Here is a 20,091-nt window from a genome sequence, read left to right as displayed (position 1 = left end):
AGTGGATTTCATGGTACAATAATCCTATGACTAGACAACAATTTATCGTGATAGCACTATTTACCGCTGCTGAGACTTATTTTTTCAATGAAGCTTGGATGACGGGTCGCTATTTTATGGCAGCCTTTTGGGCCATTCTACTTTTTCGAAATTTTAGGTTAAGTTATGTAATGGGTAAAATAGTAGACGCCATTGATCAGCACCTAAACCGCAAGGATTAGTCACTAGCTTCTAAACAAAATCAAAGCCTTTTAGGCTTTTTTTTGTTATACTAGTAGAGTATATTTATGGACCTTTTCTTGTATTTTTAGAGAAATGTAAGTGATTTCTTTAAGGGTAAAGGAAGTAGGCCAGAAAAAGAAAGGAACTATCATGTCAGTATTAGAGATCAAAGATCTTCACGTTGAAATTGAAGGAAAAGAAATTTTGAAAGGGGTCAATCTGACTCTGAAAACAGGAGAAATCGCTGCTATCATGGGACCAAATGGTACTGGTAAATCGACTCTTTCTGCAGCTATTATGGGGAACCCTAACTATGAAGTTACAAAAGGGGAAGTCTTGTTTGATGGCGTAAACATCCTTGAGTTGGAAGTAGACGAGCGTGCGCGTATGGGACTTTTCCTGGCTATGCAATACCCATCTGAAATTCCAGGAATTACCAACGCTGAATTTCTTCGTGCAGCTATGAATGCTGGTAAAGAAGATGATGAAAAGATTTCAGTTCGTGAGTTTATCACTAAACTAGACGAGAAAATGGAATTGCTCAACATGAAAGAAGAAATGGCAGAGCGTTACCTCAACGAAGGATTCTCTGGTGGTGAGAAAAAACGTAATGAAATTCTTCAGCTTTTGATGTTGGAACCAACTTTTGCCCTTTTGGATGAGATTGACTCAGGTCTTGATATTGACGCCCTTAAAGTTGTATCGAAAGGTGTGAATGCTATGCGTGGCGAGGGATTTGGTGCTATGATTATCACTCACTACCAACGTCTTTTGAACTACATCACACCAGACGTGGTACACGTGATGATGGAAGGTCGTGTGGTCCTTTCTGGTGGTCCAGAATTGGCTGCCCGTTTGGAACGTGAAGGATACGCAAAACTAGCTGAAGAACTTGGCTACGACTACAAGGAAGAATTGTAATTCCCTCGTATCTTTTAGGAGAAGTAAATGACTAAAGAGAATATTAAACTTTTTTCAGAAATGCACGCTGAACCAAGCTGGTTGGCTGACCTCCGTCAAAAAGCTTTTGATAAGATTGAGAGTTTGGAATTACCAGTCATTGAGCGTGTCAAATTTCATCGTTGGAATCTGGGAGATGGTACCATCACAGAAAGTGAACCTTCAGCAAATGTTCCTGACTTCACGGCTCTAGATAATCACTTGAAGTTAGTGCAAGTAGGAACGCAAACTGTTTTTGAACAAACTCCAGTTGCGTTAGCTGAACAAGGTGTTGTCTTTACAGACTTTCACTCAGCTTTAGAAGAAATTCCAGAGCTTATTGAGGAATTCTTCATGTCATCAGTTAAGTATGATGACGACAAGTTGGCAGCCTACCATACAGCTTACTTTAACAGTGGTGCTGTTCTCTACATTCCTGATAATGTTGAGATTACAGAGCCAATCGAAGGAATTTTCTACCAAGACAGTGATAGCGATGTGCCATTTAACAAGCATATTATGATTATCGCTGGTAAAAATTCTAAGATTAGTTATCTTGAACGTTTAGAGTCTCGTGACGAAGGTAGTGCCAAGGCAACTGCTAATATCACGGTCGAAGTGATTGCTCGTTCTGGTGCGCAAGTGAAATTTGCAGCTATTGACCGTTTAGGTGAAAATGTCACTGCCTATATTAGCCGTCGTGGTAAACTAGGAAACGATGCAAGCATTGACTGGGCAATCGGTGTCATGAACGAAGGAAATGTCGTTGCGGACTTTGATAGTGACTTGATTGGAAATGGTAGCCATGCTGACCTGAAAGTCGTAGCTCTTTCAAGTGGCCGTCAGGTGCAAGGGATTGACACTCGAGTGACTAACTATGGTTGCAACTCAATCGGAAATATCCTCCAACATGGGGTTATCCTTGAAAAAGCAACCTTGACCTTCAATGGTATTGGCCACATTATCAAGGGTGCTAAGGGAGCAGATGCGCAGCAAGAGAGTCGTGTTCTCATGCTTTCAGACCAAGCACGTTCAGATGCCAACCCAATTCTTTTGATTGATGAAAATGACGTAACTGCAGGTCACGCGGCTTCTATCGGTCAGGTGGATCCAGAAGATATGTACTACCTCATGAGCCGTGGCTTGGATAAGGCGACTGCTGAGCGTTTGGTTGTTCGTGGTTTCCTTGGCTCCGTAATTGTTGAGATTCCAGTCAAAGAAGTTCGTGATGAAATGATTGCAACTATCGAAGAAAAATTGTCAAAACGCTAAGGGGAAGCCTATGTTAGATGTAGAAGCGATTCGCAAGGATTTTCCAATTTTAGACCAGATTGTTAATGATGAACCTCTGGTCTATCTGGACAATGCTGCGACGACACAAAAACCACTAGCAGTTCTGGAAACAATCAACCGCTACTATGAGCAGGACAATGCAAATGTTCATCGTGGGGTTCATACCTTGGCGGAGCGGGCGACAGCTTCCTATGAGGCGGCTCGTGAAACCATTCGTAAGTTTATCAATGCAAGCTCTACAAAGGAAGTACTCTTTACCAGAGGAACGACAACCAGCCTTAACTGGGTGGCACGCTTTGCTGAGGAAATCCTGACTGAGGGAGACCAGGTCTTGATTTCTGTCATGGAACACCATTCCAATATCATTCCTTGGCAGGAAGCTTGTCGAAAGACCGGAGCTGAGCTTGTCTATGTTTATCTCAAGGACGGAGCTCTGGATATGGATGACTTGCGCGCTAAATTGACTGATAAAGTCAAGTTTGTCTCCCTAGCTCACGCCTCAAATGTTCTTGGTGTGGTCAATCCGATCAAGGAAATCACGCAATTAGCCCACCAAGTTGGAGCTATTATGGTGGTGGATGGTGCTCAGTCTACGCCACATATGAAGATTGATGTCCAGGACTTGGATGTGGACTTCTTTGCTTTTTCAGGTCACAAGATGGCTGGTCCGACTGGTATCGGTGTCCTTTACGGTAAAGAAAAGTATCTGGAACAAATGTCTCCAATTGAATTTGGCGGTGAGATGATCGATTTCGTCTATGAGCAATCTGCTAGTTGGAAGGAATTGCCTTGGAAATTTGAGGCTGGAACGCCAAATATGGCAGGGGCTATCGGACTTGCAGCAGCAGTGGATTATCTGGAAAAGATTGGTATGGATGCCATTGAAGCTCATGAACAGGAATTGATTGCATACGTCTTTCCAAAATTGCAGGCCATTGAAGGTTTGACCATTTATGGTTCGCAGGACTTGGCTCAACGTTCGGGTGTCATTGCTTTTAACCTAGGTGATCTTCATCCCCACGATCTTGCGACGGCTCTGGATTATGAAGGAGTGGCTGTTCGTGCTGGTCACCATTGCGCCCAACCCTTGCTTCAGTATTTAGAAGTCCCAGCAACAGCTCGTGCAAGTTTTTATATCTACAATACCAAGGCAGATTGTGACAAACTAGTCGATGCCCTACAAAAGACAAAGGAGTTTTTCAATGGCACTTTCTAAACTAGATAACCTTTATATGGCAGTGGTGGCAGACCATTCGAAAAATCCACATCACCAAGGAAAGTTAGAAGACGCTGAACAAATCAGTCTCAATAATCCAACCTGTGGGGATGTTATCAACCTCTCTGTCAAGTTTGATGCAGAGGACCGTTTGGAAGATATTGCTTTTCTAAATTCAGGATGCACGATTTCAACTGCTTCTGCTAGTATGATGACAGATGCTGTTTTGGGCAAGAGCAAGCAAGAAATTCTAGAACTTGCGACTATTTTTTCTGAAATGGTTCAAGGGCAAAAAGATGAGCGTCAAGACCAACTTGGAGACGCGGCATTCTTATCAGGTGTTGCCAAATTCCCGCAACGAATCAAGTGCGCAACTCTAGCTTGGAATGCCCTTAAGAAAACAATTGAAGATCAAGAAAAACAGTAAGACAAGTTTCTTTTGTCTTATGAATCATTAGAAATACAGAATGAAAGAAAGGATATTATGGCTGAAGAAAGAGTAGAACCAAAACCAATTGACCTTGGTGAATATAAATTTGGTTTCCATGACGATGTAGAGCCTGTCCTATCGACAGGAAAAGGATTGAACGAAGAAGTCATTCGCGAATTATCAGCTGCTAAGGGAGAACCTGAGTGGATGTTAGAATTCCGTTTGAAGTCTTATGAAACCTTCAAAAAAATGCCTATGCAAACCTGGGGAGCAGACTTGTCAGAGATTGACTTTGATGACTTGATCTACTACCAAAAACCTTCTGATAAACCTGCCCGTTCTTGGGATGAAGTTCCTGAAAAAATCAAAGAAACCTTTGAACGTATCGGGATTCCTGAAGCTGAGCGTGCTTATCTAGCTGGTGCCTCTGCCCAGTACGAGTCAGAAGTGGTATACCACAACATGAAGGAAGAGTTCCAGAAATTGGGTATTATCTTTACAGATACGGATTCTGCCCTCAAGGAATACCCAGACTTGTTTAAACAATACTTTGCGAAGTTGGTACCACCGACTGATAACAAGTTGGCAGCCCTCAACTCTGCAGTATGGTCGGGTGGAACCTTTATCTACGTGCCAAAAGGTGTCAAGGTAGATATTCCACTTCAAACCTACTTCCGTATCAACAACGAAAATACAGGTCAGTTCGAACGTACCTTGATTATTGTTGATGAAGGAGCAAGCGTCCACTACGTAGAAGGCTGTACAGCGCCAACTTATTCAAGTAACAGCTTGCACGCTGCCATTGTAGAAATTTTCGCTTTGGACGGAGCTTATATGCGTTATACAACCATCCAAAACTGGTCTGATAATGTCTATAACTTGGTAACAAAACGTGCCAAAGCTTTGAAAGATGCGACTGTTGAGTGGATTGATGGTAACTTGGGTGCTAAAACAACCATGAAATACCCGTCTGTTTACCTTGATGGAGAAGGAGCGCGTGGAACCATGCTCTCTATCGCCTTTGCCAATGCAGGGCAACACCAAGACACGGGGGCTAAGATGATCCACAACGCTCCACATACAAGCTCGTCTATCGTGTCTAAATCCATCGCGAAAGGCGGAGGAAAGGTGGACTACCGTGGACAAGTAACCTTTAACAAGAACTCTAAGAAATCTGTTTCTCATATCGAGTGTGATACCATTATCATGGATGACTTGTCAGCATCAGATACCATTCCGTTTAATGAAATTCACAACTCGCAAGTTGCTTTGGAGCACGAAGCCAAAGTATCTAAGATTTCAGAGGAACAACTCTACTACCTCATGAGCCGTGGTTTATCAGAATCTGAGGCAACCGAGATGATTGTCATGGGGTTTGTCGAGCCCTTCACAAAAGAACTTCCAATGGAATATGCAGTTGAGCTGAACCGCTTGATTAGCTATGAAATGGAAGGTTCAGTCGGATAAATCCAAAAAGGAGAAGCAAATGGGATTTTTAAAAAAATTATTCGGTAATGTTGAAAAAGCGAATAAAGGTGAAATTCCTGTCGAGGAAATTGTTCCACCTTTTACAATTGATTTAGCAGAAGAAGCAGATGATTATTGGCGACAAATGGAACAAAACCTCTTGATAAACGCTGTAAAAGCTGCTGGTGGTCCTGAGGCCGTGGAACGTGCTTTTGTTCTTACTAATTTCAAGGAAAATCAAGAAACCTTTGAGCTCTTTTATCAGGTAAATGGTCAACTTCTTTCATGGAGAGAGATGGATGCGACTGTTGTTGATAAAATCAGCAATCAACTCCTTCCGCAAGCGGCAGAAGTAGCGCGTGCAGTAAATGAAAATTATGAAGAGGCAAATGTACCAGTAATCCAGTACGCTATGCTTCAGTTTGAAACTGCAACCATGGCTTGGTTTGGTCGGAAGCTGACAACAGCTTCTCCAGAAGCCCAATTGACTTTTGAAGAATTGGTATCAGGTTGGCGCGCTATTTTGGAACAAGAAGTTCCAAATCGTCCTTTAGATAGTGACCGTCCCTTCCCTTACTTTGAAGTTTAAAAAATCCCAAATCCCCAAAAACTTTCAATGGGTATACTGTTGAGCTTAATCGCTTGATGAGTAAATAATTGAAAGAATCACTGGGTAAAAATGCAAAATCTGAACAGAAATCCTTTCTGTTCAGAATTTTTTTCAAAAAAGAACCTAATAAATATTCACAAAAATGCTTTTATATGGTAAAATAAAACAATTACATTTAGTGGAGATGAAGTATGAATATTTTTAGAACCAAGGATGTTAGTCTGAGACAGACAGAGATGCGTCGCCATTTGAAATTGTGGGATTTGATTCTATTGGGAATCGGTGCTATGGTAGGGACGGGGATTTTCACCATTACAGGAACAGCGGCGGCTACTCTAGCTGGTCCCTCACTAGTGATTTCCATTGTGATTTCTGCCTTATGTGTTTCTTTATCAGCTCTCTTTTTTGCAGAATTTGCCTCTCGTGTACCTGCAACTGGAGGTGCTTATAGTTATCTCTATGCGATTTTAGGAGAATTGCCAGCCTGGATTGCTGGCTGGTTGACCATCATGGAATTCATGACAGCTGTTTCAGGTGTGGCGTCTGGCTGGGCAGCTTACTTTAAGGGATTGCTCAGTAATTATGGTATCTCCATGCCCCAAGCCTTGAATGGAACCTTTAACCCTGAACAAGGTACCTATATCGATCTTCTACCTATTTTAGTACTGACATTGGTAACGGGATTGGTTTTATTAAATTCTAAGGCAGCTTTGAGATTTAATTCGCTTTTAGTGGTCTTGAAATTCTCAGCTCTAGCCTTATTTATCCTAGTTGGTATTTGGTACATCAAGCCAGAAAATTGGTCGAATTTTGCTCCTTTTGGCTTTGGTCAACTATATGGTGGAAGTACTGGGATTATAGCGGGCGCATCTTTGATGTTCTTTGGTTTTCTCGGATTTGAGTCAATTTCCATGGCAGTTGATGAAATTCAAAGTCCGCAAAAAAATATTCCTCGCGGAATTGTGCTTTCTCTAACAATCGTCACCATTCTCTATGCCTTGGTAACCTTAGTATTGACAGGGATTGTTCACTACAGTAAGCTCAATGTGGACGATGCAGTAGCATTTTCATTACGGAGTATTGGTATCGGCTGGGCAGCAAATTATGTTTCGCTTGTAGCCATTCTAACCCTGATAACCGTATGTATCTCTATGACTTATGCTTTATCTCGGATGATTTATAGCTTAGCGCGTGATGGACTTTTACCTCAAAGTTTCAAACAATTAAGCAAGACTAGTCGCGTTCCTAAAAATGCGACCCTTTTAACAGGAGTTGCTTCAGCCATTGCTGCAGGAGTCTTTCCTCTAGCTAGTATTGCAGCCTTCTTAAATATCTGTACGCTAGCTTATCTCATTTTGCTAGCCTACGGAATAATAAAACTCAGAAAGGATAAGGGTATGCCAAAAGAGGGAGAGTTTAAAACTCCTTTGGTACCACTCTTGCCAATTCTTTCCATTCTTATCTGTGTTTCCTTTATGCTTCAATATAGTCTAGATACCTGGATTGCCTTTGGCATTGCTCTTCTAGTTGGTCTAGTCATTTACTTTACTTACGGGTTCCGCCATTCAACCCTCGCAGAAGAAGAATAAAAGCTGGGAATTCCCAGCTTTTTTAATCTTTCACATAAGTAAATCCTTCACCCAGAATTTCATGAGCCTCAGTGATGGTGATAAAGGCTTGAGGATCAATTTTGTGAATCATATCTTTCATTTTAACGATTTCGTTTCGACCGACGATACAGTAGATAATTTTTAAATCCTTTTTGCTGTAGTAGCCTTGACCAGATATAAAGGTAACGCCACGTCCGAGTTCATCGTTAATCTCTTTGGCCAATTGATCAGGATATTGGGTAATAATCATAAATCCTTTACCAGCATAACCTCCTTCGCCTATCAAGTCGATAACACGAGCGATGATAAAGTCAAATAAGAGGGTATAGGTAACTAGACGAAGGTCCTGGAAGATAATCAAAATCAACATTAGGATAAAAAAGTCAATCCCAAAGAGCAATTTACCAATCGAAATATTGGTGTATTTGTTGAGGATACGGGCAACGATATCAGAGCCACCAGTGGTTCCACCAGCATTAAAGATAATTCCTAAACCAACCCCTAGTAAGACACCTGAGACTAAAGCGACAATGATGAGATCCCCTTGCAAGTCGATGTGCAAAGGAATGCGCTCAAAGATTGCTAGCCAAACGGAAAGTGAAATAGATCCTAGAAGGCTGGAGTAGAGGGTCTTAGGTCCAAATATCTTCCAAGCCAGGATAAATAAAGGGATATTAATCAAGAGGTTCATCAATGAGACAGGAATCTTAAAGAGATAGTAGGTAATCAAGGTAATACCTGTCGCCCCACCCTCAAATAAATGATAAGGAACAACAAAGTAGGTAAGACCGAAGGCATAGATAGCAGCTCCCAAAATAATGGTAATAATCGGTTGAAGTTTTCGAATCATAGCTGTTCCTCACTTTTCTATAGATAGATTATACCAAAAATTCAGTTCTTTTCATCGGATCACTTATGATTTTTTATCATTTTTTTGATATAATAAAGGAGAAAATCCCAATCCTATCGAGAAGAATAGAAAGATTGAATTATGACACAAGTAAAAATTGTAACGGACTCTTCTGTTACTATCGAACCAGAAGTAGTTAAAGAATTAAATATCACCGTTGTTTCTCTATCAGTTATGATTGATAGTGTGCTTTATTCGGATGCAGATTTGAAAGAGGGAGAATTCCTTCATCTTATGCAACAAAGTAAGAATCTGCCTAAAACAAGCCAGCCCCCTGTAGGAGTGTTTGCTGAGGTCTTTGAAGAACTAGGTAAAGATGGCAGTCAAATTATCGCCATTCACATGTCCCATGCCTTGTCTGGAACTGTGGAAGCTGCTCGCCAAGGGGCAAGTCTCTCAACTGCTGATGTAACAGTTATTGATAGTTCCTTTACAGATCAAGCAATGAAGTTCCAAGTTGTTGAAGCCGCAAAACTTGCTAAAGAAGGTAAAGATTTAGAAACGATCTTAGCTCATGTAGAGGACGTCAAAAATCATACAGAACTCTATATCGGTGTTTCGACGCTAGAAAACTTAGTTAAGGGTGGTCGTATTGGACGTGTGACAGGATTACTAAGCTCACTCTTGAATATTCGTGTAGTAATGCAGATGAAAAACCACGAACTCCAACCAATCGCCAAAGGACGTGGAGCGAAAACTTTCAAAAAGTGGCTTGAGGAATTAACCAATACTCTTTCCCAAAAATCAGTTGCAGAAATTGGAATTTCCTATGCTGGAACGAACGAATTGGCGAATGAGATGAAGGCATTATTGCAACCTTATGTTGAGAAACCAATCTCTGTATTGGAAACTGGCTCTATTATTCAAACTCATACTGGAGAGAATGCTTGGGCGATTCTAATTCGCTACAATTCCTAAAAAAATAGAGAAAAAATGGTCAAAATAGTGTTTTTGACTTGACCTATAGCCGATTTTAGGATATGATTATATTTGTTAATTAGAAATTATTTGGAGGATTTGTTAACATGGCAAACAAACAAGATTTGATCGCTAAAGTAGCAGAAGCTACAGAATTGACTAAGAAAGATTCAGCAGCAGCAGTTGACGCTGTATTTGCAGCAGTAACTGAATACCTTGCAGCTGGTGAAAAAGTTCAATTGATCGGTTTCGGTAACTTTGAAGTTCGTGAGCGTGCTGCACGTAAAGGTCGCAACCCACAAACTGGTAAAGAAATCAAAATCGCAGCTTCTAAAGTTCCAGCATTCAAAGCTGGTAAAGCTCTTAAAGACGCTGTTAAATAATGAATTTTCAAAAAGCCTATTGTATCAAGCTTCATTGCTTGATCGATAGGCTTTTTTTGTTTATTTGAAAAGTTGAGTTATGATTCTGTGCAAAAAGAAAAAGGTTCCCATGTTTGAGAACCTTTTTTTCATTAGTTTTTAGAAGCTGCTTGGAATTCAGGGTTTTTCCATGCTTCATCAATGATAGCTTGCAATTCTTTAGCAGATGCTTGCATTTTTTGAGTTTCAGCATCGTTTAATGGGATATTTACTGGACGAACAATACCGTGTGCACCAACAACAGCTGGTTGACCGATAAAGACGTTTTTAACACCGTATTGACCTTCTTGGAAGACTGAAAGTGGAAGTACTGCATTTTCGTCATCAAGGATTGCTTTTGTGATACGAGCAAGCGCTACAGCGATACCATAGTATGTAGCTCCTTTTTTGTTGATGATTGTGTAGGCAGCGTCACGAACACCTTCGAACAATTCAATCAATTCAGCTTCTTGAACGTTTTGAGTATCTTTAAGGAATTCTTCAAGGTTTACACCAGCGATGTTAGCGTGTGACCAAACCGCAAATTCAGAATCTCCGTGTTCACCCATGATGTAGGCGTGAACTGAACGAGCATCAACATCCAATTTTTCAGCAAGTGCTTGACGGAAACGTGCTGAGTCAAGTGAAGTACCTGAACCGATAACACGTTCTTTAGGGAATCCAGAGAATTTCCAAGTTGAGTAAGTCAAAACGTCAACTGGGTTAGCTGCAACAAGGAAGATACCATCGAAACCTGATTCAACAACTTGTGTTACGATTGATTTGTTGATAGCCAAGTTTTTACCTACAAGGTCAAGGCGAGTTTCACCTGGTTTTTGAGGAGCACCTGCAGTAATAACAACAAGGTCAGCGTCTGCACAGTCAGAGTATTGAGCAGCGTAGATTTTTTTAGGTGAAGTGAAGGCAAGGGCGTGGCTAAGGTCAAGCGCATCACCAACAGCTTTTTCGTGTAATTGTGGAATTTCGATAATTCCAAGCTCTTGTGCAATTCCTTGGTTAACAAGTGCGAAAGCGTAAGATGAACCTACGGCACCGTCACCAACAAGGATCACTTTTTTGTGTTGTTTAGTTGAAGTCATTATCTAAACATCTCCTTCATTTTTTTTTAGGGGAATCCCCAGACACTTTCATTCTATCACTTTTAAAAAGCTTTGTCACGAATATTCTATTCGGTCATCGATGTAAACGTTTTAGTGGTTTCAGAAGGCTGAAATGAAGGACAAATTATGGTATAATATATCTAATTACTAATAGTGAAATGAGGCATTTATGAATGCAGGATAGAAATTTAGTGAATGTCAATCTGACAAAGGAGATGAAGACCAGCTTTATCGACTACGCCATGAGCGTTATCGTTGCGCGGGCCCTTCCTGATGTTCGAGATGGCTTAAAACCTGTTCACCGTCGTATTCTATACGGAATGAATGAACTAGGTGTTACACCAGACAAACCTCATAAAAAGTCAGCCCGTATTACAGGGGATGTTATGGGTAAATACCACCCACACGGAGATTCCTCTATCTATGAAGCTATGGTTCGTATGGCCCAGTGGTGGAGCTACCGTTACATGCTTGTTGATGGGCATGGAAACTTTGGTTCTATGGACGGGGACGGTGCTGCCGCGCAGCGGTACACTGAGGCACGTATGAGCAAGATTGCTCTGGAAATGCTTCGTGACATCAATAAAAACACAGTTGATTTCGTAGATAACTACGATGCTAACGAACGTGAACCCTTGGTTTTGCCTGCTCGTTTTCCAAACCTTTTGGTCAATGGAGCAACGGGTATCGCTGTTGGGATGGCAACCAATATTCCACCTCACAACTTGGGTGAAACCATTGATGCAGTGAAGTTGGTTATGGATAATCCTGAAGTGACGACTAAGGACTTGATGGAAGTCTTGCCTGGTCCAGATTTTCCGACTGGTGCTCTTGTTATGGGGAAATCAGGTATTCATAAGGCTTATGAGACTGGTAAAGGTTCCATTGTCCTTCGTTCTCGTACAGAGATTGAAACCACTAAGACGGGTCGTGAGCGTATCGTTGTAACGGAATTCCCTTATATGGTTAATAAAACCAAGGTACATGAGCATATTGTTCGCTTGGTTCAGGAAAAACGAATTGAGGGCATTACAGCTGTACGTGATGAGTCTAACCGTGAAGGCGTTCGCTTTGTAATCGAGGTTAAACGCGACGCGTCTGCCAACGTTATCCTTAACAACCTCTTCAAGATGACCCAGATGCAAACCAATTTTGGTTTCAACATGTTGGCGATTCAAAACGGTGTGCCAAAAATCTTGTCCCTTCGTCAAATTTTGGATGCTTATATCGAGCACCAAAAAGAAGTGGTTGTTCGCCGTACTCGTTTTGACAAGGAAAAAGCAGAAGCGCGTGCGCACATCTTAGAAGGTCTTTTAATCGCTCTGGATCACATTGATGAAGTGATTCGTATTATCCGTGCTAGTGAAACGGATGCGGAAGCCCAAGCTGAATTGATGAACAAGTTCAAGCTTTCTGAGCGTCAAAGTCAGGCTATCCTTGATATGCGTCTTCGTCGTTTGACAGGATTGGAACGTGATAAGATTCAGTCTGAATATGATGAATTAATTGCCTTGATTGCAGATTTGGCTGATATTCTTGCCAAACCTGAGCGCGTGGCTCAAATCATCAAAGAGGAGCTGGACGAAGTCAAACGCAAGTTTGGTGATAAGCGTCGAACGGAGTTGATGATCGGAGAAGTCTTAACTCTTGAAGATGAAGATTTGATTGAAGAAACTGATGTCTTGATTACCCTTTCTAATAAGGGCTATATCAAACGTTTGGACCAAGGTGAGTTCACTGCACAAAAACGTGGTGGCCGTGGAGTTCAAGGTACCGGAGTTAAGGATGATGACTTTGTGCGTGAGTTGGTTTCAACCAGTACCCATGATCATTTGCTCTTCTTTACCAATAAAGGACGCGTATATCGACTAAAAGGTTATGAAATACCTGAATACGGTCGTACTGCTAAGGGCTTACCAGTTGTCAATCTATTGAAGTTGGACGAAGGTGAGAGCATTCAGACCATCATCAACGTTGAGTCTGAACGTAGTGATGACGCTTATCTCTTCTTTACAACTCGTCACGGTATCGTGAAGAGAACCAGTGTCAAAGAGTTTGCTAACATTCGTCAAAATGGACTGAAAGCCTTGAATCTCAAGGATGAAGATGAATTGATTAATGTCTTGCTGACAGAAGAAGATACGGATATTATCATTGGTACCAAGTTTGGTTATGCTGTTCGCTTTAATCAATCAGCTGTTCGTGGCATGAGCCGTATCGCGACTGGTGTTCGAGGAGTCAATCTTCGTGAGGGTGACACAGTAGTTGGCGCTAGCGTGATTACAAACCAAGACGAGGTTCTTATCATCACTGAAAAAGGATATGGTAAACGTACACTTGCTACTGAATATCCTACTAAAGGCCGTGGTGGTAAAGGGATGAAGACAGCTAATGTTGCTGAGAAGAATGGTCCTCTGGCTGGTCTCCTTACTGTTAAAGGCGATGAAGACCTGATGATTATCACAGATACAGGTGTTATGATCCGTACAAATGTTGCCAATATTTCACAAACGGGACGCTCAACTATGGGAGTTAAGGTGATGCGTCTAGATCAGGATGCTAAGATTGTAACCTTTACAACGGTTGCTGCGGCAGAAAAAGAAGAAGTTGGGACTGAAATTGAAACAGAAGGTGAAGCATAATGTCTCATAAAAAAACGAAAAATAAAAAGAGTAAGAAAAACAAGCGAAGAAATCTATTTATCAATATTTTAGCAGGTTTCTTAATTCTTTTATCGCTAGCTTTAATTTTTAATTCAAAGATTCGTGATCTCTTTTTGGTCTGGAATACCAATAAATACCAAGTCAATCAAGTCACTAAGGAAAATATAGATGAAAATCTAAAAACCGAAGGGAATTTTGATTTTGACTCTGTTAAGTCTATTTCATCTGAAGCTGTATTGGCTTCACAATGGGATGCTCAGAAACTTCCTGTTATTGGAGGTATTGCTATTCCTGAAGTAGAGATTAACCTTCCTATTTTCAAAGGGTTGGATAATGTAAACCTGTTCTACGGAGCAGGGACCATGAAACCAGACCAAAGAATGGGAGAAGGGAACTATTCTCTAGCTAGTCACCATATCTTTACTGCTGAAAATGCCAGTCAAATGCTCTTCTCACCTTTGGTCAATGCCAAAGCAGGTATGAAAATTTACCTGACGGATAAGGATAAAGTTTATACTTATGAGATTACAGAAGTTAAACGTGTCACACCTGACCGTGTAGATGAAATCGAAGATCGTGATGGCGTAAAGGAGATTACTTTGGTTACCTGTGTTGATTATAATGCGACTGAGCGTATAATCGTCAAAGGAATCTTTAAAGAATCAAAAGCTTATTCTGAGACTTCTGAGGATATTTTGAAGGCCTTTAATCAACCGTATAGACAACGTTATTAAGAATGAATGAACCAGTGAAGTGCTATTTCACTGGTTTTTTATATGAACAAATAGAATCAAAATAGTTCTTATGAAAAAGGATAAGAAGGCTTAGGATAAAGATTTTTAAGATAAATATTTTAGAATTTTACAGAAAACGCTTTCTAGAAAAAAAGAATTATGTTATAATTATCACAAATAAAAGTTTAGGAGTTTTTTATGGTCTCTTCAGAATTTATTTCAAAGATTGAATTTGCTTGTAAGAAGAAAGAAAGTCTTTATAGCCAAAGCAAGTTTAAGTATGCGATTCGTTCCATGTTTGCAGGTGCTTTTCTAACATTTAGTACGGCAGCGGGCGCAGTTGGGGCTGACTTGATTAATAAGATTGCTCCAGGTAGTGGACGTTTTCTTTTCCCATTCGTTTTTGCTTGGGGATTGGCCTACATTGTTTTCTTGAATGCTGAGCTGGTAACTTCAAATATGATGTTTTTGACAGCTGGTAGTTTCTTGAAAAAAATTTCATGGAGAAAAACAGCTGAGATTTTACTATACTGTACCTTGTTCAATCTCATCGGAGCTTTGATAGCAGGTTGGGGCTTTGCTCATTCGGCAGCCTATGCAAATCTAACACATGATAGCTTCATTTCAGGGGTTGTAGAGATGAAGTTAGGTCGTTCCAATGAGTTAGTCCTACTTGAAGGTATTTTAGCCAATATCTTTGTAAATATTGCCATTCTTTCATTCGTTTTGGTGAAAGATGGTGGGGCCAAACTTTGGCTTGTCTTATCAGCAATTTACATGTTTGTATTCTTAACAAACGAACACATTGCTGCGAACTTTGCTTCTTTTGCGATTGTTAAGTTTAGTGTTGCAGCAGATTCAATTGCTAATTTTGACATACCTAATATTCTTCGTCACTGGGGTGTAACCTTTGTCGGAAACTTTATCGGAGGAGGTCTCTTGATGGGCTTGCCTTACGCCTTCCTCAATAAAAACGAAGACACTTATGTAGATTAAAAAACGGGCACGAGTTAATCGTGCTTTTTTGTTTGATGTGTAAGACTAGTCATAGTTGTTCCTTATATCAAAATATAGAAAAACGGTATTGGAAAAGACTAGCACAAGATGATACAATATCCCTAATGAAGCTATTTGGAGGTCGTCATATGACTCGTGATTTTAAATTTGAAACCCTACAATTACATGCTGGGCAAGTAGTTGATCCAGCAACTAAGTCTCGTGCAGTACCGATTTATCAAACAACATCCTTCGTTTTTGATGACACGCAAGAAGGTGCCGATTTGTTTGCCTTGAGAAAACCAGGGAACATTTATACTCGTATCACAAACCCTACAACAGCAGCCTTTGAGGAAAGAATTGCAGCTCTTGAAGGTGGTGTTGGAGCACTAGCGACAGCATCAGGGATGGCTGCTGTAACCTACACTATTTTGGCGCTTGCTCACGCAGGTGACCATGTGGTGGCAGCGTCAACTATTTACGGTGGGACCTTCAACCTCTTGAAGGAAACCCTTCCTCGTTATGGAATCACAACTACCTTTGTCGATGTGGATAATTTGGAAGAAGTGGAAGCAGCTATCAATGACAATACCAAGCTTGTCTTGATTGAAACCTTGGGGAACCCCTTGATTAACATTCCTGACTTGGAAAAATTGGCTGAGATTGCGCATAAACACCAGATTCCTCTCGTTTCTGACAACACTTTTGCCACACCATATTTGATTAACGTCTTCTCTCACGGTGTAGATATTTCCATTCACTCAGCAACTAAGTTTATCGGTGGACATGGTACGACTATTGGAGGAGTGATTGTCGATAGTGGTCGTTTTGACTGGGCAGCTTCAGGGAAATTCCCTCAATTTGTTGAGGAAGATCCAAGTTACCACAACTTGAGCTATACTCGTGATGTGGGTGCAGCAGCCTTTATTATCGCTGTTCGTGTTCAATTGCTCCGTGATACAGGTGCTGCCTTGTCGCCATTTAATGCCTTTCTCTTGCTCCAAGGGCTTGAAACTCTCTCTCTTCGTGTTGAACGTCACGTGCAAAATGCAGAGAAAATTGTTGATTTCCTTGTCAACCATCCTAAGGTAGAGAAGGTAAATTATCCAAAACTAGCTGACAGTCCATATCATGCCTTGGCTGAGAAATATTTGCCAAAAGGTGTTGGTTCAATCTTTACCTTCCATGTTAAAGGCGGAGAAACAGAAGCTCGCAAGGTAATTGATAATCTGGAAATCTTTTCTGACCTTGCAAACGTGGCAGATGCCAAATCTCTTGTTGTCCATCCTGCGACAACCACTCACGGTCAGTTGTCAGAAAAAGATCTAGAAGCAGCAGGTGTAACACCAAACCAAATCCGCTTGTCGATCGGTCTTGAAAATGTAGAGGATTTGATTGAAGATTTGCGCTTGGCCTTGGAAAAAATTTAAAGTAACAGATATAAACAGTGGGTTTCGACTCGCTGTTTTTGATTTTTCCTCAGGCATGATATAATGGTTACAGAAGTCTAGAAAGAGGAAAGTTATGAACGAAATCAAATGTCCCAACTGTGGGGAAGTCTTTACAGTAAATGAAAGTCAGTATACCGAACTCTTATCCCAAGTGAGAACTGCCGAGTTTGATAAGGAATTGCACGATCGCATGAAGCAGGAGCTGGCCTTGGTTGAGCAGAAGGCTATGAATGAGCAACAGACTAAACTGGCTCAAAAGGACCAAGAAATCGCGCAATTGCAGAGTCAAATCCAAAACTTTGATACAGAGAGAGAGTTAGCCAAGAAAGAGGTTGAACAGTCAAGTCATGAGGCCTTATTAGCAAAGGACAAGGAAGTACAGGCCTTGGAAAACCAACTGGCCACCTTGCGTTTGGAGCATGAAAATCAACTGCAAAAGACCCTTTCTGACTTAGAAAAAGAACGGGATCAGGTCAAAAATCAGCTCCTCTTGCAAGAAAAGGAAAATGAGTTATCTCTGGCCTCAGTCAAGCAAAATTACGAAGCCCAGCTTAAGGCAGCTAGTGAACAAGTAGAATTTTACAAGAATTTCAAAGCCCAACAATCTACAAAAGCTATCGGGGAAAGTTTGGAACAGTATGCAGAGAGTGAGTTTAACAAGGTTCGTAGTTTTGCCTTTCCAAATGCCTACTTTGAGAAGGATAACCAGCTCTCTGCGCGTGGATCTAAGGGGGACTTTATCTTCCGTGATTTTGATGAAAATGGTCTAGAATTCATTTCCATCATGTTTGAAATGAAAAATGAAGCGGATGGAACAGAGAAGAAGCATAAGAACTCGGATTTTTACAAAGAATTAGACAAGGACCGTCGGGAAAAGAACTGCGAGTATGCGGTTTTAGTGACCATGCTTGAGGCAGATAATGACTACTTTAACACTGGGATTGTGGACGTCAGTCATGAGTATGAAAAGATGTATGTGGTTCGTCCTCAATTCTTTATTCAGTTGATTGGGCTCTTGCGTAATGCAGCGCTTAATTCTCTAAAATACAAGCAGGAGTTGGCCTTGGTTCGCGAGCAAAATATCGATATTACGCATTTTGAGGAAGATTTGGATGCCTTTAAACTAGCTTTTGCCAAGAACTACAACTCTGCTTCGACCAACTTTGGCAAAGCTATTGATGAAATCGACAAGGCCATCAAACGCATGGAAGAGGTCAAGAAGTTCCTAACCACATCCGAAAACCAACTCCGCCTCGCAAACAATAAGTTGGAAGATGTTTCGGTTAAAAAATTGACCCGAAAAAATCCAACTATGAAAGCGAAGTTTGAAGCGCTGAAGGGGGAGTGAGGAAGAAAATAATGTTTTACTCTTCGAAAAATAAGGTCCTTCAACTAGATCAAAAAAACATGGATTATGTGACCTTTGGTAAAGGAAAGAAGTCTCTCGTTATCATACCAGGGTTGGGGGATGGATTACAGACAGTTAAGGGCATGGCTCAAATGCTAGCTTTAACTTACCGAGAATTTGCCAAGGTTTATAAAGTTTATGTTTTTAGTCGCATCAATAAGTTGCCAGAAAATTATACAACACGAAATATGGCTGCTGATGTAGCGGAAGCTATGGATGTATTGAATTTAAAAAGTTCTGTCGTCATGGGGATTTCCCAAGGTGGTATGATTGCTCAATGGGTAGCTGTAGATTTTCCAGAAAAGGTTGAAAGTTTGATTTTGGCTGTTACTACTGCAAAACTAAGTGAGCTTGGTAGGGAGCGGATTAGACGCTGGCTGAGCCTGAGTCAAATAGGGACTTATAAAGAACTGATGGTTGATATTGCTAGTCATTCTTACACAACTAAATCCTTCGGGAAATTCAAATACCTTTATCGAATAATGGGAATTTTTGGCCGTATTAAAGATAAACAACGCATTGCTATTCAGGCTGTATCTTGTTTGAAACACGATAGCCTAACCATTTTGGAAAAAATAAACTGTTCTACGCTAATCATTGGAGCAGAAAAGGATGATGTTCTAGGCGTAGAAGCTTCACTTGAATTGCATCAGCATATCAAAGATAGCCAGCTCACTATTTTGCCAGAGTGCGGCCATGCACTTTATGAGCAGAATAAGGATTTCCAAAAGAGAGTTTTAGTATTTTTAGAAAGTTAATGAATGAACGGTATTATCAACTTAAAAAAAGAAGCGGGGATGACCTCGCATGACGCGGTTTTTAAACTGCGTAAGATTTTGGGAACCAAGAAGATTGGTCATGGTGGGACCTTAGATCCTGATGTAGTAGGTGTTTTACCTATTGCGGTTGGCAAGGCGACCCGCATGGTCGAATTTATGCAGGATGAGGGAAAGGTCTATGAGGGTGAAATCACTCTGGGTTATTCCACGACGACCGAGGATGCTAGTGGAGAAGTGGTCGCAGAGACACCTGTTTTGTCGCCCTTGGATGAAACCATTGTCGATGAAGCGATTGCTAGTCTGATTGGGCCTATTACTCAGATTCCACCTATGTATTCGGCTGTCAAGGTTAATGGTCGTAAGCTCTATGAGTATGCGCGTGCAGGTCAGGAAGTGGAGCGTCCAGAACGTCAGGTGACTATTTATCAATTTGAGCGGACAAGTCCGATTTCTTATGAGGATGACCTCGTCCGATTCACTTTTCGTGTAAAATGTAGCAAAGGAACTTATATCCGTACCTTATCAGTTGACTTGGGAGAGAAGCTTGGTTACGCGGCCCATATGTCCCATTTGACACGGACCAGTGCTGCAGGTTTACAGTTAGAAGATGCCTTGACTTTGAATGAAATTGCTGCAAAAGTGGAGGCTGGTCAGCTGGACTTTCTCCATCCTCTTGAGATTGGTACAGGAGATCTTGTCAAAGTTTTCCTAACTCCAGAAGAGGCTACAGAAGTGCGCTTTGGTCGTTTTATCGAGCTAGACCAAATGGACAAAGAATTGGCTGCCTTTGAAGGAAATAAGTTGCTAGCTATTCTAGAAAAAAGGGACAATTTCTACAAACCAAGAAAGGTTTTTAGCTAGTTTAACTGGAGTGTGGGGATAGATTTGTGTTTCCCCTAGACTATCCAAATCAGACTATAAAT

Annotated in this window: 19 protein-coding genes; 17 read left to right on the top strand and 2 right to left on the bottom strand. The window is 41.0% G+C overall.

Annotated features, from left to right (window positions below):
* The first annotated feature begins 26 nt into the window (after positions 1 to 26).
* The 8 genes from HMPREF0849_RS05650 (at position 27) to HMPREF0849_RS05615 (ending at position 7,766) form a co-directional block, all read left to right on the top strand.
* Positions 27 to 221: a DUF3272 family protein gene (locus HMPREF0849_RS05650; protein ID WP_000198269.1), complete on the top strand. Its 195-nt coding sequence runs from the start codon at positions 27 to 29 to the stop codon at positions 219 to 221.
* 151 nt (positions 222 to 372) lie between these two features.
* The gene (gene sufC, locus HMPREF0849_RS05645; RefSeq protein WP_000114489.1) at positions 373 to 1,143 is read left to right on the top strand and encodes a Fe-S cluster assembly ATPase SufC; all 771 of its coding nucleotides are present in this window, start codon (positions 373 to 375) and stop codon (positions 1,141 to 1,143) included.
* A 27-nt stretch (positions 1,144 to 1,170) separates the two neighbouring features.
* A complete protein-coding gene (sufD, locus tag HMPREF0849_RS05640) occupies positions 1,171 to 2,433 on the top strand; it encodes a Fe-S cluster assembly protein SufD (RefSeq protein WP_000159656.1) in 1,263 nt (420 codons plus the stop codon).
* A gap of 10 nt (positions 2,434 to 2,443) precedes the next feature.
* Complete coding sequence (locus HMPREF0849_RS05635) at positions 2,444 to 3,670, top strand: cysteine desulfurase (RefSeq protein WP_000887706.1); 1,227 nt, start codon at positions 2,444 to 2,446, stop codon at positions 3,668 to 3,670.
* Positions 3,657 to 4,097 (top strand): Fe-S cluster assembly sulfur transfer protein SufU, encoded by a 441-nt coding sequence (sufU, locus tag HMPREF0849_RS05630; RefSeq protein ID WP_001218458.1) that lies wholly within the window; start codon positions 3,657 to 3,659, stop codon positions 4,095 to 4,097. Before HMPREF0849_RS05635 ends, sufU begins: the two co-directional genes overlap by 14 nt.
* A gap of 57 nt (positions 4,098 to 4,154) precedes the next feature.
* A complete protein-coding gene (gene sufB / locus HMPREF0849_RS05625) occupies positions 4,155 to 5,567 on the top strand; it encodes a Fe-S cluster assembly protein SufB (RefSeq protein ID WP_000797057.1) in 1,413 nt (470 codons plus the stop codon).
* 19 nt (positions 5,568 to 5,586) lie between these two features.
* A complete protein-coding gene (locus tag HMPREF0849_RS05620) occupies positions 5,587 to 6,156 on the top strand; it encodes a hypothetical protein (RefSeq protein ID WP_000506262.1) in 570 nt (189 codons plus the stop codon).
* Positions 6,157 to 6,368: 212 nt separating this feature from the next.
* A complete protein-coding gene (locus tag HMPREF0849_RS05615; RefSeq protein WP_001020305.1) occupies positions 6,369 to 7,766 on the top strand; it encodes an APC family permease in 1,398 nt (465 codons plus the stop codon).
* Positions 7,767 to 7,788: 22 nt separating this feature from the next.
* Here HMPREF0849_RS05615 and HMPREF0849_RS05610 read toward each other — a convergent pair whose 3' ends face one another.
* A complete protein-coding gene (locus HMPREF0849_RS05610) occupies positions 7,789 to 8,637 on the bottom strand; it encodes a YitT family protein (protein WP_000619787.1) in 849 nt (282 codons plus the stop codon).
* Between the two features lie 141 nt (positions 8,638 to 8,778).
* Here HMPREF0849_RS05610 and HMPREF0849_RS05605 point away from each other — a divergent pair, with 141 nt between their 5' ends.
* A complete protein-coding gene (locus HMPREF0849_RS05605; RefSeq protein WP_000195463.1) occupies positions 8,779 to 9,615 on the top strand; it encodes a DegV family protein in 837 nt (278 codons plus the stop codon).
* Between the two features lie 107 nt (positions 9,616 to 9,722).
* Positions 9,723 to 9,998: an HU family DNA-binding protein gene (locus HMPREF0849_RS05600; RefSeq protein ID WP_001284636.1), complete on the top strand. Its 276-nt coding sequence runs from the start codon at positions 9,723 to 9,725 to the stop codon at positions 9,996 to 9,998.
* Between the two features lie 131 nt (positions 9,999 to 10,129).
* Here HMPREF0849_RS05600 and HMPREF0849_RS05595 read toward each other — a convergent pair whose 3' ends face one another.
* Positions 10,130 to 11,116, bottom strand: a complete 987-nt coding sequence (locus HMPREF0849_RS05595; RefSeq protein WP_000204722.1) for an L-lactate dehydrogenase — start codon at positions 11,114 to 11,116, stop codon at positions 10,130 to 10,132.
* Positions 11,117 to 11,310: 194 nt separating this feature from the next.
* On the opposite strand from HMPREF0849_RS05595, the gene gyrA reads away from it, so the two are divergent.
* From gyrA to truB, 7 genes are all read left to right on the top strand, one after another.
* Entirely contained in the window at positions 11,311 to 13,779 is a 2,469-nt protein-coding gene (gene gyrA / locus HMPREF0849_RS05590) for a DNA gyrase subunit A (protein WP_001154048.1), read from the top strand.
* Positions 13,779 to 14,534: a class A sortase gene (locus tag HMPREF0849_RS05585; protein WP_000018511.1), complete on the top strand. Its 756-nt coding sequence runs from the start codon at positions 13,779 to 13,781 to the stop codon at positions 14,532 to 14,534. The genes gyrA and HMPREF0849_RS05585 overlap by 1 nt, the downstream gene beginning before the upstream one ends.
* A 198-nt stretch (positions 14,535 to 14,732) precedes the next feature.
* Positions 14,733 to 15,530 (top strand): formate/nitrite transporter family protein, encoded by a 798-nt coding sequence (locus HMPREF0849_RS05580; protein WP_000254787.1) that lies wholly within the window; start codon positions 14,733 to 14,735, stop codon positions 15,528 to 15,530.
* A 149-nt stretch (positions 15,531 to 15,679) separates the two neighbouring features.
* Positions 15,680 to 16,960, top strand: coding sequence for an O-acetylhomoserine aminocarboxypropyltransferase/cysteine synthase family protein (locus HMPREF0849_RS05575; RefSeq protein ID WP_000196323.1), 1,281 nt, complete (start codon positions 15,680 to 15,682; stop codon positions 16,958 to 16,960).
* Positions 16,961 to 17,054: 94 nt separating this feature from the next.
* On the top strand, positions 17,055 to 18,329 hold the full coding sequence (locus HMPREF0849_RS05570; protein ID WP_001002653.1) for a DUF2130 domain-containing protein: 1,275 nt from the start codon (positions 17,055 to 17,057) through the stop codon (positions 18,327 to 18,329).
* 11 nt (positions 18,330 to 18,340) lie between these two features.
* Positions 18,341 to 19,147, top strand: a complete 807-nt coding sequence (locus HMPREF0849_RS05565; RefSeq protein WP_000500078.1) for an alpha/beta fold hydrolase — start codon at positions 18,341 to 18,343, stop codon at positions 19,145 to 19,147.
* A gap of 3 nt (positions 19,148 to 19,150) precedes the next feature.
* Entirely contained in the window at positions 19,151 to 20,029 is an 879-nt protein-coding gene (gene truB, locus HMPREF0849_RS05560) for a tRNA pseudouridine(55) synthase TruB (RefSeq protein WP_001013276.1), read from the top strand.
* Positions 20,030 to 20,091 lie beyond the last annotated feature (62 nt).

The sequence above is a fragment of the Streptococcus sp. C300 genome (genome assembly GCF_000187645.1).
Lineage (GTDB): Bacteria > Bacillota > Bacilli > Lactobacillales > Streptococcaceae > Streptococcus > Streptococcus oralis_CQ.
This window is presented reverse-complemented; position numbering and strand designations above follow the sequence as displayed.

Coding starts and splice junctions, on each gene's coding strand:
- HMPREF0849_RS05575 (WP_000196323.1), top strand. CDS start 15,680: ATGACTCGTGATTTTAAATTTGAAACCCTACAATTACATGCTGGGCAA.
- HMPREF0849_RS05605 (WP_000195463.1), top strand. CDS start 8,779: ATGACACAAGTAAAAATTGTAACGGACTCTTCTGTTACTATCGAACCA.
- HMPREF0849_RS05595 (WP_000204722.1), bottom strand. CDS start 11,116: ATGACTTCAACTAAACAACACAAAAAAGTGATCCTTGTTGGTGACGGT.
- gyrA (WP_001154048.1), top strand. CDS start 11,311: ATGCAGGATAGAAATTTAGTGAATGTCAATCTGACAAAGGAGATGAAG.
- HMPREF0849_RS05600 (WP_001284636.1), top strand. CDS start 9,723: ATGGCAAACAAACAAGATTTGATCGCTAAAGTAGCAGAAGCTACAGAA.
- sufD (WP_000159656.1), top strand. CDS start 1,171: ATGACTAAAGAGAATATTAAACTTTTTTCAGAAATGCACGCTGAACCA.
- sufB (WP_000797057.1), top strand. CDS start 4,155: ATGGCTGAAGAAAGAGTAGAACCAAAACCAATTGACCTTGGTGAATAT.
- HMPREF0849_RS05615 (WP_001020305.1), top strand. CDS start 6,369: ATGAATATTTTTAGAACCAAGGATGTTAGTCTGAGACAGACAGAGATG.
- HMPREF0849_RS05650 (WP_000198269.1), top strand. CDS start 27: ATGACTAGACAACAATTTATCGTGATAGCACTATTTACCGCTGCTGAG.
- HMPREF0849_RS05585 (WP_000018511.1), top strand. CDS start 13,779: ATGTCTCATAAAAAAACGAAAAATAAAAAGAGTAAGAAAAACAAGCGA.
- HMPREF0849_RS05635 (WP_000887706.1), top strand. CDS start 2,444: ATGTTAGATGTAGAAGCGATTCGCAAGGATTTTCCAATTTTAGACCAG.
- HMPREF0849_RS05610 (WP_000619787.1), bottom strand. CDS start 8,637: ATGATTCGAAAACTTCAACCGATTATTACCATTATTTTGGGAGCTGCT.
- sufU (WP_001218458.1), top strand. CDS start 3,657: ATGGCACTTTCTAAACTAGATAACCTTTATATGGCAGTGGTGGCAGAC.
- HMPREF0849_RS05620 (WP_000506262.1), top strand. CDS start 5,587: ATGGGATTTTTAAAAAAATTATTCGGTAATGTTGAAAAAGCGAATAAA.
- HMPREF0849_RS05580 (WP_000254787.1), top strand. CDS start 14,733: ATGGTCTCTTCAGAATTTATTTCAAAGATTGAATTTGCTTGTAAGAAG.
- truB (WP_001013276.1), top strand. CDS start 19,151: ATGAACGGTATTATCAACTTAAAAAAAGAAGCGGGGATGACCTCGCAT.
- HMPREF0849_RS05565 (WP_000500078.1), top strand. CDS start 18,341: ATGTTTTACTCTTCGAAAAATAAGGTCCTTCAACTAGATCAAAAAAAC.
- HMPREF0849_RS05570 (WP_001002653.1), top strand. CDS start 17,055: ATGAACGAAATCAAATGTCCCAACTGTGGGGAAGTCTTTACAGTAAAT.
- sufC (WP_000114489.1), top strand. CDS start 373: ATGTCAGTATTAGAGATCAAAGATCTTCACGTTGAAATTGAAGGAAAA.